This is a genomic window from Chromobacterium sp. CCUG 30098, from assembly GCF_059916605.1.
In genome coordinates, this window is sequence record NZ_JAUCGS010000002.1 from 146,154 (window position 1) to 159,398 (window position 13,245).

The window sequence follows — 13,245 nt, forward strand, 5'->3', positions numbered from 1 at the left end:
ACCGTGTAACGCTCCACAAGGCGTTGCGGATCGTAAACAGGTTCTAAGAGAGAGAGCAAACCGATGCAGCAGACTCAACAGAGCGCGGCCTTGCCGCGCGGGCCGGTAATGGCGGGCGTGGCCGGCCTGCGGCTGACGGACGAAGAGAAACAGCGCTTGGCGCATCCGCTGGTGGGCGGGGTGATCCTGTTTCGCCGCAATTTCCAGGACATCGAACAGCTGAAGGCGCTGACCGCGGAAATCCGCGCCTTGCGCAGCCCGCATTTGCTGATTGCGGTGGATCACGAGGGCGGCCGGGTGCAGCGCTTCCTCGACGGCTTCACCCGTCTGCCGCCGATGCAGGTGCTGGGCAGGATGTGGGAGCAGGACCGCGCGGCGGCCTTGGAGCAGGCGGAGAACGTGGGCTATGTGTTGGCCGCCGAGCTGTCCGCCTGCGGCGTCGACCTGTCCTTCACCCCGGTGCTGGACCTGGATTGGGGGCGCTGCGCGGTGATAGGCAACCGCAGCTTCCACCGCGATCCGGCCATTGTGGCCGAGTTGGCCGAGGCGCTGCAGCGCGGCCTGGCGCGCGGCGGCATGTCCACTTGCGGCAAGCACTTCCCCGGCCATGGCTTTGTCGAGGGCGACAGCCATCATCTGATGCCGGAGGACGGCCGCAGCCTGGCCGAGCTGGAGGCGGACGATCTGGTGCCCTTCGGCCGTCTGGCGGCGGCCGGAATGGGCTCGGTGATGCCGGCGCATGTTCTGTACCCGGCGGTGGACGCGCAGCCGGCCGGTTTCTCGCCGGTGTGGCTGCAGCAGGTGCTGCGCGGCCGGCTGGGTTTTGACGGCGTGATCTTCTCCGACGCCTTGGACATGGAGGGCGCGGCCGGCGCCGGCGACTTTGTTCAGCGCGCCGACGCGGCCTTGGCCGCCGGTTGCGATATGGTGCTGGTCTGCAACGATCCCCGGCAGACCGATCTGATCCTGGCCCATCTGCGGCCGCCGGCGCAGCCGGAACTGGCGCGGCGGCTGGAGCGCATGGCCGGCCGGGCGGCGGATTGGGCGGCGGAGCTGGCCGGCCCGGCCTTCGCCGCGGCGCGCGCCCAGGTGGAGCGTTTGAACATGCCTGCGGACGCGATGCGCGGGCCGGATGTGGGCGAGGCCAATTAAGCGTGACGCTTGCTTAGAGCGGCTAACAAACCCCTGATGCTGCGTTGCGCCGACTTGTCGTACTCAAGTACTGCCTGCGTCGGCGCGCCTTGCCTCAGCCGTGAAACTGACAATGTTAGCCGCTCTTATAGGGGAGCGGAAAACGTCTTTTGCCACGGAAGGCCACGGGAGCAGGCAAGGTCTGTAGTTTCTTTTGCCACGGAAACACACGGAAAAACACGGACCAAAGACAGTAGAAGGTTTCGTGGGCCTCCTGGCCGAAGGAGTTGTCTTTTTCCGTGTCTTCCGTGTGTTTCCGTGGCTAATAAAAGTGGCTAAACAAACTGCACCGGCACGTAGAAGTCTCGCCCCGGGCGGCTGACCAGCACTTGCGGCTGGCCCTGGATCACCGCGCGGAAGGCGCGCGGCAGCCGGCGCCAGTCCATGAACTTCATCTTGATGCTGTCGTACTGCGCTTGAGTGTGTTCCATGGTGTTCTCCCGAAGGTTCAGTCCACTTTGTGGATGACGTTGGTGACGACGCCCCAGATATGGAAGGCGGCGTCTTCCGGTACCGGAATCGGCTGAAATTCCGGGTTTTCCGGCAGCAGGCGGATGCCCTTGGCGGTTTTTTCCAGCCGCTTCACCGTCAGTTCGCCATTGAGCGCCGCCACCACAACCTTGCCGTTGCGCGCCTCCGTCGCGCGGTCCACCACCAGCAGGTCGCCGTCGTGGATGCCGGCGCCCAACATGGATTCGCCCTTGACCGTGACGAGGAAGGTGCTGCCCGGCCGCGGCGCCAGCCTGGCGTTGAGGTCCACGTCGTCTTCCTTGAGATCGTCCGCCGCCACCGGCGAGCCGGCCGGCACGCTGTTGGCGAACAGCGGCAGCGACAACTCGCTGAGGTGGCGCGCCAGGGTGCGCACGTCGTCGGCCTGGGCGTTGTGGGCGGTGCGCCAGCTGCGGTAGTCGCGCAGCCAGTCTTCCAGCACCGGTTTCAACGGTTCCGGCACGCGGAGGGCGACGGTCTTGTCGCCGCCGTAGCTGGATTTGCGGCCGGCGCCGCTGCGTTTGCCCCCATGGCTCATTGGCTAATCCTCTGTAATGCAAGCAGATTTGATTGTGTACATTATCAAAGCCCAGGGCAAGTTTTTTTTGAGCGCGCCGGCGGCGGGCGCAAAAAAGCCCGCTGAGGCGGGCGGGTTTCGGCGGGCGGGCGGCGGCTTCAGAGCCGGTAGAAGCAGCGGGCGCAAACCGCGCGGTAGCGGGCGTTGCCGCCGATTTCCACCTGCGGGCCCTCTTTGACGCGGCGGCCGTCGGCGTCGATGCGAATGTGCATGGTGGCTTTTTTGCCACATTCGCAAATGGTCTTGATCTCTTCGATTTCGTCGGCCAGCGCCAGCAGCATGCCGGAGCCGACGAAGGGCTCGCCGCGGAAATCGGTGCGCAGGCCGAAGCAGATCACCGGGATGTTGCGGGTATGGGCCAGCTCATGCAACTGGTGCACCTGCTCCGGGGTGATGAACTGGGCTTCGTCGATCAGGATGCAGGCGGTCTGGCCGAAATCCTCGGCCAGGAAGTTCAGCTCCGGCGAGAAGGTGCGGGCGTCGCGCTGCAGATTGAGGCGGGAGGTGATCTTGCCGAAGCCGTAGCGGTCGTCCATCGCGCTGGTGAACAGCGCCACGGTCTTGCCCATGGATTCGTAGTTGTTGGCGATTTGCAGCAGCTGGGTGCTCTTGCCGCTGTTCATCGCGGCGTAGCGGAAAAAGAGTTTTGCCATCGATGGGTTCTCGCTGGGGCTTAGGGCCTGTTTACGATCTCGCGAGCTAAGGAGAGACAAGGCGAAAACGGTTGAAGAAGCGGAGTGTACAAGAGGTACATGAGCATTCTGAAGCCGTACTCACCGTGTAACACTCCACGACGCGCAGCAGATCGTAAATAGGTTCTTTAAAGGTCACCGCCGGTTTCCAGCACATAGCTGGCGCCGGCGTCCTGCGCCAGGTGCTGGGCGAGGTAGGGCAGCACTTCGCGCAGCGTCTGCGGCAGCGTCCACGGCGCGTTGAGGATGAACATGCCGCTGCCGTGCATGCCGAAGCCGTCGCTGGACGGCTTTTGCACATGCAATTCGGCGCGCAGCCAGTTCTTGGCGCCCAGCTTCTTCATTTCCTTGGGCAGTTCCTTCATCTCGGCGCGCTGCAGGCAGGGATACCAGACCGCGTAGACGCCGGTGGCGAAGCGTTTCAGGCTTTCCTTCAGCGCGGTGATCACGTGCTGGTAATCGCGCTTGTCCTCGTAGGGCGGGTCGATCAGCACCAGCGCGCGGCGCGGCGGCGGCGGCAGAATCGCCTTGATCGCCTCGAAGCCGTTGGCCTGCTGGATTTGCACGCGGCGGCCGGCGTCGGCGAAGGTGTCGGCCAGCAGCTGGTGGTCGGTGGGGTGCAGCTCGAACAGGCGCAGCTTGTCGCTGGCCGGCATCACTTCCGCCGCGCACCAGGGCGAGCCGGGGTAGAGCTTGAGTTCGCCGTCGGCGTTCAGGCTGCGCACCACGTCGACGTAGTTGGCGACGGCTTCCGGCAGGTCCTCGCGCCGCCAAAGGCGGGCGATGCCGGATTCGAATTCGGCGTTCTTGGTGGCGTAACCTTCCACCAGCGAGTAGGCGCCGGCGCCGGCATGGGTGTCGATATACCAGTAGGGCTTGGCTTTCTGGCCCAGGTAGTTCAGGAGTTCGATCTGGATCAGATGCTTGAGCACGTCGGCGTGGTTGCCGGCGTGGAAGGCGTGGCGGTAACTAAGCATGGCTGCGGGGTATGGCGTTCGTCAGCCGCGAATTGTACCGGATTCGGCGTGGCCGCGCAGCGCGTCCTCCAGCGCGGCGCGCCAGCCCAGTTGTTCCGCAAGCTGCATGAAATCGTCGGCCGGCGGCGCTTGCAGCCAGAGCGGCTGCCCGCTGTCAGGGTGGCTCAGCCGCATTGCGACGCAGGCCAGCAGCAGGCGCCGGCTGCCGAAATGCTCGGCGAACATGCGATTGTGGCGGCCCTTGCCGTGGGTGGCGTCGCCGATGATGGGGTGGGCGATGTGCTTCAGATGACGGCGCAGCTGGTGGCGGCGGCCGGTGTGAGGCGTCAGCTCCAGCAGGCTGTAGCGGCTGCTGGGGTAGCGTTCCACCTCTATTGGCAGTTCGATGCGCGCCAGCGTGCGGTAATCGGTGACGGCGGCCTGCGGCGCGGTGTCCACGGTTTCGCCTATCCATTCCAGATCGTCCGGGCGCCGGCTCAAGGGGTAGTCGATGCGTCCGGCGTCGTCGGCGTGGCCGCGGACCACGGCGATATAGCGCTTGTCCACCTGCTGGCGTTCGAACTGCCAGCTCATTTCGCGGCACATGTCCTTGTCCAGCGCGAACAGCAGCACGCCGGAAGTGCCCTTGTCCAGCCGGTGCACCGGGTAGACCCGCTGGCCGATCTGGTCGCGCAGCAGCTGCACGGCGAAGCGGGTTTCGTTGCGGTCCAGCGCGGTGCGGTGCACCAGCAGGCCGGAGGGCTTGTGAATGGCGATCAGCCGGTCGTCGCGGTAAAGAATAGGCAGCATGGGGCGGCTTGAAGCGGGTGGGGAAGGCCGGCATTGTAGGCGTTGCCGGCCGGCTTTGGAAGGCGCGCGGGCGACGGACGATGCCCTTGTGCTGTAGTTTTATGTCTTACGCTTCCATTACGCGAAAACAACAGCGTTTTGTCATGCTATTGGCGTTTTTGTGCGCGGGCTCGGGCTTTGCCGGCTTTCGTTGCGACATGATATTTCAAAGTAGAGAGGAAGTTGTTTACAGGCCATGGGTGCGTCATTACAATTCGCCGCGCTCAAACAAGAATGACAGGGCGGCGTCTGTGCCGATTGCGATCCCGTTTGCCACGGGATGGCGGCAGGACCGCATCCGCGCAACCAGGCGTGTAGTTGCGACGCTACATGACAAAGGGTTGGCGGGCGCTTTGCTTCGCTGCACGACACGGGAACCACAGGGGGTGATCGACGTGCGGGTTGACCAACAAACTCCATAGAGTCATAGAGATGAAAATCCAGCTGAAACGAATGAGCTTTGCCGTAGCGGCCGCGGTGTTGTCCACTTCCGCCTTCGCCAAAGAATTCTCGCCCGCCGTGGTCTACGACATGGCCGGCAAGTTTGACAAGAGCTTCAACGAGTCCGCGTACAACGGCGCCGAGCGTTTCAAGAAGGAATTCAAGATCAACTACCGCGACGGCCAGATCGCGTCCGAAGCCCAGAAAGAACAGCTGCTGCGCAATATGGCGCGCCGCGACGCCGACATCGTGGTGGCGATCGGCTTCTCCTTCACCCAGGCGGTGGAAACCGTGGCCAAGGAGTTCCCCAAGGTCAAGTTCACTCTGATCGACGCCGTGGCAAAAGGTTCCAACGTTCAGAGCATTGTGTTCAAGGAACAAGAAGGCGCCTTCCTGACCGGCGTGGCCGCGGCGATGGCCTCCAAGAGCGGCAAGGTGGGCTTTGTCGGCGGCATGGACGTGCCGCTGATCCGCGCCTTCGGCTGTGGCTATGTGCAGGGCGTGAAGTTCACCAACAAGAACGCCAGCGTGATCCAGAACATGACCGGCACCACCCCGCAGGCCTTCAACGACCCGGCGCGCGGCACTGAGCTGGCCAAGAGCCAGTTTGACCGCGGCGTGGATGTGGTGTTCGCCGCCGCCGGCGGCACCGGCCTGGGCGTGCTGCAAGCCGCCAAGGCCGCCGGCAAGTACTCCATCGGCGTGGACAGCAACCAGAACCATCTGTACCCGGGTTCGGTGCTGACCTCCATGGTCAAGCGCGTGGACGTGGCGGTGTTCAACACCTTCAAGGACGCCAAGAACGGTTCCTGGAAGCCGGAAGTCAAGGTGCTGGGCCTGAAGGAGGCCGGCGTGGATTGGGCGCTGGACGCCAACAACCGCAAAGTGATCACTCCGGCGATGGAGAAGAAGATCAACGCGGCCAAGGCGGACATCATCGGCGGCAAGATCAAGGTGGTGGATTACCGCGCCAACAACAGTTGCCCGATGCAATAAGCTGAGCTGAGTTTTCCCTGATCCGTTTCGGGGAGGCAGGCACGATGCATTCCATCGTGCCTGTTTGTTCATGCCGGAGCGGAATCAGGTTGACCCTAACCAGGGAATATGAATAAGCATGACCGAGTTTGCCATTGAGCTGGCGGGCATCAACAAGAGTTTTGGTGCCGTCAAAGCCAACCGCGACGTCTCGATGAAAATCGCCAAGGGCACCGTCCATGGCGTCATCGGCGAAAACGGGGCCGGTAAATCCACGTTGATGAGCATTCTGTACGGCTATTATCAAGCCGACAGCGGCGCCATCCGGGTGAACGGCAAGGAAGCGCCTATCCGCAACAGCCAGGAAGCCATCGCGCTGGGAATCGGCATGGTGCATCAGCATTTCATGCTGGTGGACACCTTTACCGTGCTGGAAAACATCGTGCTGGGCGCCGAAGGCGGCCTGGTGCTGAAAAAGGGGCTGGACGAGGCCCGCGAGCATCTGAAAGAGCTCAACCGCAATTACTCGCTGGAGGTGGATCCGGACGCGCTGGTGGGCGATCTGGGCGTGGGCCTGCAGCAAAGGGTGGAAATCCTCAAGGCCTTGTACCGCGGCGCCGACGTGCTGATTCTGGACGAGCCCACCGCGGTGCTGACGCCGCAGGAAGCCGATCACCTGTTCCATATCCTGCGTTCGCTGAAGGCGCAGGGCAAGACCGTGATCCTGATCACCCACAAGCTGCGCGAGGTGATGGACATCACCGACGGCGTCAGCGTGATGCGGGCCGGCACCGTGGTGGCCAATGTCGCCACCTGCGACGTGGACAAGGAAAAGCTGGCGGACTTGATGGTGGGCCGCAAGGTCAGCCTGAAAGTGGACAAGGCCGAGCGCGAGCCGGGCGCGGCGGTGCTCAGCGTCAAGAATCTGTGCCTGACCGACGCGCGCGCGGTCAAGCTGCTGGACCAGTTGAATTTCGAAGTGCGCGCCGGCGAGATCGTCGGCATCGCCGGCGTGTCCGGCAACGGCCAGTCGGAACTGTTGGAAGTGCTCGCCGGCATGCTGGAGCCCAGCGCCGGCGAGATGGTCTACAAGGGCGAGGACCTGCTGCGCCGCCGTTGCGGCGGCGAGCCGCGCGCCGCGCTCTACCGCAGGCTGGGCATCGCTCACGTGCCGGAAGACCGCTCGCGCGAGGGCCTGGTCAAGGCCTTCTCCAGCTATGAAAACGCCATTCTCGGCTATCACGGCGAAACTGGCCTGGGCCGCGGCCCCTGGTATTCGCGCAAGCGGCTGCTGGCGCGCACCCGCGACTTCATTCAGCAATTCGACATCCGCCCGGGCAATCCGCTGCTGCGCGTGGGCCTGCTCTCCGGCGGCAATCAGCAGAAAGTGGTGCTGGCGCGTGAAATCCACGCCAATCCGGACCTGTTGCTGATCGGCCAGCCGACGCGCGGCGTCGACATCGGCGCGATCGAGTTCATTCACAAGCGGCTGGTGGAACTGCGCGACGAGGGCAAGGCCATTTTGCTGGTCTCGGTTGAATTAGAAGAAATCCTGGCGCTGGCCGACCGCATCCTGGTCATGGCCGGCGGACAGATCTCCGGCGAAGTGGCGGCCAAGGACGCCGACACCATTTCGCTGGGCCTGCTGATGGGGGGGCACAAGCATTGAAATTCGGACAACCTTCCACCTTGCCGCGCTGGGCGCAGCTGACGGTGCTGCCGGCGCTTAATCTGATGGCGGCGCTGCTGGTGACCGGCCTGGTCACCTGGCTGATAGGCGAAGACCCTTGGGAATGCCTGAAGCTGCTGATCAACGGCGCCTTCGGCTACGGCGAGGGCATAGGCTACACCCTGTTCTACACCACCGGCTTCATCTTCACCGGTCTCGCGGTGGCTACCGCCTTCCATGCCGGCCTGTTCAATATCGGCGGCGAAGGCCAGACTTATCTGGCCGGTCTGGGCGTCACCCTGGTGGTGCTGGGCTTCGACCACAGCCTGCCGCCGGCGGTGCTGGTGCCGCTGGCCATCCTGGCGGCGATGGGCTTCGGCGCGGCCTGGGCCTTCGTGCCGGGCTGGTTGCAGGCCAAGCGGGGCAGCCACATCGTGGTGACCACCATCATGTTCAACTTCATCGCTTACTCCTTGATGTTGTACCTGATCAGCCATCACTTGATCGAGGCCGGCTCACAGAACCCGACCACGCGCGAATTCGGCCAGGCGGCCTGGATTCCCGCCATCCATGAAGTGGCGGCGCGCTTTGGCGTGGAGATTCCCACCTCGCCGCTGAACCTGAGCTTCGTGATGTCCTTGCTGGCCGCCGCGCTGTTCTACCTGGTGGTGTGGCATAGCCGCTGGGGCTTCGAACTGCGCACCGTGGGCACCAGCGAACCGGCCGCCCGCTACGCCGGCATGAGCGTCAGCCGCGTCATCATCATCGCCATGTGCGTGTCCGGCGCGCTGTCCGGCCTGGCTGCGGTCAACGAGCTGATGGGCTCCGCCCACCGCATGAACGTGATGTTCACCAACGGCGTGGGCTTTGTCGGCATCGCCGTGGCGCTGATGGGGCGCAACCACCCGGTGGGCATCATCCTGTCCGCGCTGTTGTTCGGCGCCTTGACCCAGGGCGGCTCCGATCTGTCCTTCGAGAAGCCGATGATCACCCGCGAGATGATCATCTTCATCCAGGGTCTGATCATCCTGTTCTGCGGCGCGCTGGAAAACCTGTTCGAGCCGTTCATCGCCGGCCTGTTCAAGCGCAAGGACGACAAATAATGGAAATCTTCTTCAGTCTGCTCGATTCCACGCTGCGCGTGGCCACGCCGCTGATCCTGGCCGCGATGGCCGGCATGTTCTCCGAACGTTCCGGCGTGGTGGACATCAGCCTGGAAGGCAAGATGCTGGTGGCGGCCTTTGCCGCGGCCGCCGCGGCCTTCGCCACTCAGAACCCGTGGATAGGCATGGCCTGCGGCATCGCCGCCTCGGTGGCGATGGCGATGATCCACGCCTTCGTGTCCGTCACCTACAACGGCAATCAGCTGATTTCCGGCATGGCGCTCAACACCGTCGCTTCCGGCATCACCCCGGTGCTGGGCCTGGCCTGGTTCCAGCAGGGCGGCAACACCCCGCAGCTGCCGGACGAGGGCCGCTTCCACGAGATCGCGCTGCCGTTCGCCCATGAGCTGCGCGAGGTGCCGCTGCTGGGCCAGCTGTACAGCAAGCTGCTGTCCGGCCACAGCATCCTGGTGTATCTGACTCTGTTCCTGATTGTGCCGCTGGTGGCCTGGGTGTTGTACAAGAGCCGCTTCGGCCTGCGTCTGCGCGCCGTGGGGGAGAACCCGCACGCGGCGGACACCGCCGGCATTTCGGTGGCCAAGGTGCGCTACACCGCCTTGTTCTGGGGCGGCGTGTTGTGCGGCATCGCCGGCACCTATCTGTCCGTGTACCAGACCGGCAGCTTCATCAAGGAAATGACGGCGGGCAAGGGCTTCCTGGCGCTGGCCGCGTTGATTTTCGGCAAATGGAAGCCGCTGCCGGCGGTGCTGGGCTGCCTGGTGTTCGCTTTCGCCGACGCCATCCAGATCCGTCTGGAAGGCGTGGCGCTGCCGGGCATCGGCCAGATCCCGTCCCAGGCCATCGCGGTGATTCCCTATGTGCTGACCGTCTTGCTGCTGGCGGGCTTCGTCGGCCGCGCGGTGGCGCCCAAAGCGATAGGCATTCCCTTCGTCAAGAGCCGTTGACCGGCTTTTGAGCCAGGTCGGAAACCGCCAGCGGGCTTTGCCCCTGGCGGTTTTTTGTTTTATATCGCATACGGGAACCTTGCCGTCGTTTGTTATTCATAGTGATTCCCAATCTCAACTGCCATTGCGTCGCCTGGCGGTTGTTCAGAAAATTTGAATCTTTTGCGCTAATAATTTCGCTATGACGGCAATGGGCGCGCTTTTATGATTAACGGGCATGATAAGTTTTAATCTGCCGCTCATTTGTAATAAGGAATTCGATGCAACGCTACAGTCCGACACAGATAGCCCTGCACTGGCTGATTGCGCTGTTGATCATTGCCGCCCTGATCATGGGCTGGTATTTCAACAGCATGCAAATCACTTCGCCGGCCAGTTTCAAACTGAAAGCCTCTTTGATCGCCTGGCACAAATGGGTGGGCATCAGCGTGCTGGCGCTGGCCGTGCTGCGCCTGGTCTGGCGCGCGCGCCGCGGCGCGCCGGCGCCTTTGCCCGGGCAGCCGGCCTGGCAGCTCAAGGCCGCCGGTCTGATCCACGTGCTGTTGTACGCGCTGATGTTGGCCATGCCCTTGGTGGGCTGGCTGATGAGCTCGGCCAAGGGCTACCCGGTGGTGTGGTTCAACCTGGTGCAACTGCCGGACCTGGTGGACAAGAACGAAGCGCTGGGCCATGTGCTGGGCTGGAGCCACGCGCTGATGGCTTACGCCATCGTCGCCATCGTCGGCCTGCACGCGCTGGCGGCATTGAAACATCACTTTATCGATCGCGACGCCACACTGGCGCGGATGTTGCCGTCCTGTCGCAAAGGAGATCCTCAAGCATGAAATTTCTGACTTCCCTCGCCCTGAGCGCCGCCGTGGCGCTGGCCATGGCGCCGGCCCAGGCCGCGCAAACGCTGAACGCGGCCAAGAGCACGCTGGGCTTTACCTTCAAGCAGATGAACGTGCCCACCGAAGGCCGCTTCAAGAGCTTCGCCGCCAACGTCAGCTTCGACGCCGCCAAGCCGGAGGCCACCAAGGCGGTGTTCACCGTGGACCTGGGCAGCGTGGACGTGGGCAGCGCCGACGGCAACACCACGGTGCGCGGCGCGTCCTTCTTCAATATCGCCAGCCTGCCCAAGGCCACCTTCACCGCCAAATCGGTGAAGGCCCTGGGCGGCGGCAAGTTCGAAACCCGCGGCACCCTGAGCCTGAAGGGCGTCAGCCGCGAGGTGGTGTCCACCTTCACCGCCGCCAGCGCGGGCAATGAAACCACGCTGCAAGGCAGCTTCCCGCTGCAACGCCTGCAGTTCAAGGTGGGCGACGGCGCTTGGGACGACACCGAGGCGATCGCCGATCTGGTGACCGTCAAATACAAATTCGTTCTGACCGGCAAGTAATCTTGCCTTTCTTTACCCTGGAGAAAACCGACGTGACGACCAAAATGAAGACTCTGTTTGCCGCCGTGATGACGCTGGGCGTGCTGGGCAGCGCGCAAGCCGCCCCGGTCACTTACGAAGTGGACAGCTCGCACACCCATGCCGGCTACTCGCTGAGCCACCTGGGCTTTTCCACGCTGAGCGGCCGTTTCAACGATACCAAGGGCACCGTGGTGCTGGACCAGGCCAAGAAAACCGGCTCGGTGGACATCGTGATCAAGACCGCCAGCCACGACAGCGGCTGGGCGGCGCGCGACAAGCACATCGCCAGCCCGGACTTCCTGGACGTTGAGAAGTACCCGACCATCACGTTCAAATCCGACAAATTCACCTTCAACGGCGACAAGCTGGCGGCGGTGGACGGCCAACTGAGCCTGCACGGCGTGACCAAGCCGGTGACGCTGACGGTGACCAACTTCAAGTGCGTGGATTCCCATCCGATGGCCAAGAAGCCGTGGTGCGGCGCCGACGCCACCGCCACCATCAAGCGCAGCGAGTTCGGCGTGGGCGCTTACGCGCCGGCGGTGGGCGACGATCTGCAGCTGAACATCACCATCGAAGCCGGCAAGAAGTAAGCGGATTCGATAAAGCGCCGGAGAGCTTGCCCGGCGTCAAAAAAAACCCGAGTCGAAAGACTCGGGTTTTTTTATGGACGCCGTTGCGGGGGATCAGGTCAGGCCCAGCACGATGGGGGCCAGCCAATCGGACAGCCACATCACCAGCAGGGGGCTGATCACGGTCATGCCGCCGAACACCGTCCAGGGCAGACGCGCTTCCGGCTGACGGCGCATCACGTACAAGAGCGCGCGGTAACAGGCGTAGCTGACGACCATGATCAGCGGCGGAGCCATCAGGTAGGACAGCAGCGGCCGCCAGTCCAGCAAGCGTGAAAAAGCGACGATGCCCAGATGCAGGCTGAGCTGGCTGGCCATCAGCGCCGCCAGCTGAGGCTGGCGTTCGGGGAAGGCCAAGCCAAGCCGGCTGACCCGCAAGCTGCTGGCGGACCACAGCACGGCGGCGATGCCCAGCCAGGCGTAGGCGTAACAGAAGGGCAGCAACACCGGCGACAGCACGGTGAGGAAGGGGTCCGCGCGGAAGATCAGCGCCAGGATGAAGAAGGACGCCGCGAAGCATAGCTGGGCGATGCCGTCGCGGCTGGCGATCAAGCGCCACAGAATGTGCAGGTAGAACAGCGCGACCAGAACGAGCAGGAACCAACCGGTGGGCGTCGCCGTCATTGAGCCTCCAGTACGCGGACCAGGACGGCGGACACCTGCTCGCCTATCTGGGCCAGGTAGTGGGTGTGCATGTCGAAGGTGAAGCGTTGCGGATCGTCCGACGCCAGCGCCAGCAGGCCGAAGGCCTGGCCCTTGCCGTCGCGCAGCGCCAGTTGGGCGAAGGACTGCAATACCGGCGCGGCCGGGAACCAGGCCAGCACGTCGTCGTTGACGTAGGGGCCGCAATAGGGCGCGGACAGATTGCGCGCCAGCGCGGCCACCTCGCTGCGGGCGTCGTAGGCCGGGCCGGCGGACTCCGCCGCCGGATGCCACAGCCGCAGCGCCACGCGCTTCAGCTTGAAATGCTCGGCGAAGCAGGCGGGCAGCGCGTTCAGCACGTCTTGCAGGCTCAGGCAGGCTTGCAGCGTCAGCGCCAATTGATGGGCGCTGGCGATGATGCGGTCGTTGGCTTCGCTGTGGCGGATCAACTGCTGCAAACGCGATTCCAACTGGCGGTTGCGGTCCTTCAGGTCCAGCATTTGGCGTTCCGCCAGCGAGACCACCACGCGGTCTTGCGGCGCGCCGCCCGGCTTCAGGCCGAGTCTTTCGGCATGGTGGGCGAGAAAGTCCGGGTGTTGGTCCAAAAACGCCAGCACATCATCTGTCTGCATGATTCATAACCCCCTATACGGCTGTGTTGTTGT

General features: G+C 63.8%; 15 protein-coding genes. 8 read left to right on the forward strand and 7 right to left on the reverse strand.

Going from position 1 to position 13,245, the window contains the following annotated elements; all coding sequences use genetic code 11:
• The first annotated feature begins 63 nt into the window (after window positions 1-63).
• Window positions 64-1,152 (forward strand): beta-N-acetylhexosaminidase, encoded by a 1,089-nt coding sequence (nagZ, locus tag QUG03_RS06365; RefSeq protein WP_500819664.1) that lies wholly within the window; start codon window positions 64-66, stop codon window positions 1,150-1,152.
• A gap of 314 nt (window positions 1,153-1,466) precedes the next feature.
• Here nagZ and QUG03_RS06370 read toward each other — a convergent pair whose 3' ends face one another.
• The 5 genes from QUG03_RS06370 to QUG03_RS06390 form a co-directional block, all read right to left on the reverse strand.
• The gene (locus tag QUG03_RS06370; RefSeq protein ID WP_167604380.1) at window positions 1,467-1,622 is read right to left on the reverse strand and encodes a hypothetical protein; all 156 of its coding nucleotides are present in this window, start codon (window positions 1,620-1,622) and stop codon (window positions 1,467-1,469) included.
• Between the two features lie 17 nt (window positions 1,623-1,639).
• Window positions 1,640-2,218 (reverse strand): LexA family protein, encoded by a 579-nt coding sequence (locus QUG03_RS06375; protein WP_107799396.1) that lies wholly within the window; start codon window positions 2,216-2,218, stop codon window positions 1,640-1,642.
• Between the two features lie 137 nt (window positions 2,219-2,355).
• On the reverse strand, window positions 2,356-2,910 hold the full coding sequence (locus QUG03_RS06380; RefSeq protein WP_107799395.1) for a thymidine kinase: 555 nt from the start codon (window positions 2,908-2,910) through the stop codon (window positions 2,356-2,358).
• 167 nt (window positions 2,911-3,077) lie between these two features.
• Window positions 3,078-3,926: a 23S rRNA (adenine(2030)-N(6))-methyltransferase RlmJ gene (locus QUG03_RS06385; RefSeq protein ID WP_488877905.1), complete on the reverse strand. Its 849-nt coding sequence runs from the start codon at window positions 3,924-3,926 to the stop codon at window positions 3,078-3,080.
• Window positions 3,927-3,947: 21 nt separating this feature from the next.
• Entirely contained in the window at window positions 3,948-4,715 is a 768-nt protein-coding gene (locus QUG03_RS06390; RefSeq protein ID WP_227107986.1) for a tRNA pseudouridine(65) synthase TruC, read from the reverse strand.
• A gap of 492 nt (window positions 4,716-5,207) precedes the next feature.
• Here QUG03_RS06390 and QUG03_RS06395 point away from each other — a divergent pair, with 492 nt between their 5' ends.
• From QUG03_RS06395 to QUG03_RS06425, 7 genes are all read left to right on the forward strand, one after another.
• Complete coding sequence (locus tag QUG03_RS06395; RefSeq protein ID WP_107799392.1) at window positions 5,208-6,191, forward strand: BMP family lipoprotein; 984 nt, start codon at window positions 5,208-5,210, stop codon at window positions 6,189-6,191.
• Window positions 6,192-6,309: 118 nt separating this feature from the next.
• Complete coding sequence (locus tag QUG03_RS06400) at window positions 6,310-7,839, forward strand: ABC transporter ATP-binding protein (protein ID WP_500819665.1); 1,530 nt, start codon at window positions 6,310-6,312, stop codon at window positions 7,837-7,839.
• A complete protein-coding gene (locus QUG03_RS06405) occupies window positions 7,836-8,942 on the forward strand; it encodes an ABC transporter permease (protein WP_500819666.1) in 1,107 nt (368 codons plus the stop codon). Before QUG03_RS06400 ends, QUG03_RS06405 begins: the two co-directional genes overlap by 4 nt.
• The gene (locus QUG03_RS06410; RefSeq protein ID WP_235088932.1) at window positions 8,942-9,907 is read left to right on the forward strand and encodes an ABC transporter permease; all 966 of its coding nucleotides are present in this window, start codon (window positions 8,942-8,944) and stop codon (window positions 9,905-9,907) included. Before QUG03_RS06405 ends, QUG03_RS06410 begins: the two co-directional genes overlap by 1 nt.
• Before the next feature lie 260 nt (window positions 9,908-10,167).
• A complete protein-coding gene (locus QUG03_RS06415) occupies window positions 10,168-10,731 on the forward strand; it encodes a cytochrome b (RefSeq protein ID WP_107799389.1) in 564 nt (187 codons plus the stop codon).
• A complete protein-coding gene (locus QUG03_RS06420) occupies window positions 10,728-11,285 on the forward strand; it encodes a YceI family protein (protein WP_227107992.1) in 558 nt (185 codons plus the stop codon). Before QUG03_RS06415 ends, QUG03_RS06420 begins: the two co-directional genes overlap by 4 nt.
• 32 nt (window positions 11,286-11,317) lie before the next feature.
• On the forward strand, window positions 11,318-11,899 hold the full coding sequence (locus tag QUG03_RS06425) for a YceI family protein (protein WP_233246675.1): 582 nt from the start codon (window positions 11,318-11,320) through the stop codon (window positions 11,897-11,899).
• Window positions 11,900-11,992: 93 nt separating this feature from the next.
• On the opposite strand, the gene QUG03_RS06430 is transcribed toward QUG03_RS06425, so the two are convergent.
• Together QUG03_RS06430 and QUG03_RS06435 are read right to left on the reverse strand one after the other, a co-directional pair.
• Window positions 11,993-12,562, reverse strand: a complete 570-nt coding sequence (locus QUG03_RS06430) for a hypothetical protein (protein ID WP_107799387.1) — start codon at window positions 12,560-12,562, stop codon at window positions 11,993-11,995.
• Window positions 12,559-13,212, reverse strand: a complete 654-nt coding sequence (locus QUG03_RS06435) for a DUF484 family protein (RefSeq protein WP_235088928.1) — start codon at window positions 13,210-13,212, stop codon at window positions 12,559-12,561. Before QUG03_RS06435 ends, QUG03_RS06430 begins: the two co-directional genes overlap by 4 nt.
• Window positions 13,213-13,245: the final 33 nt, after the last annotated feature.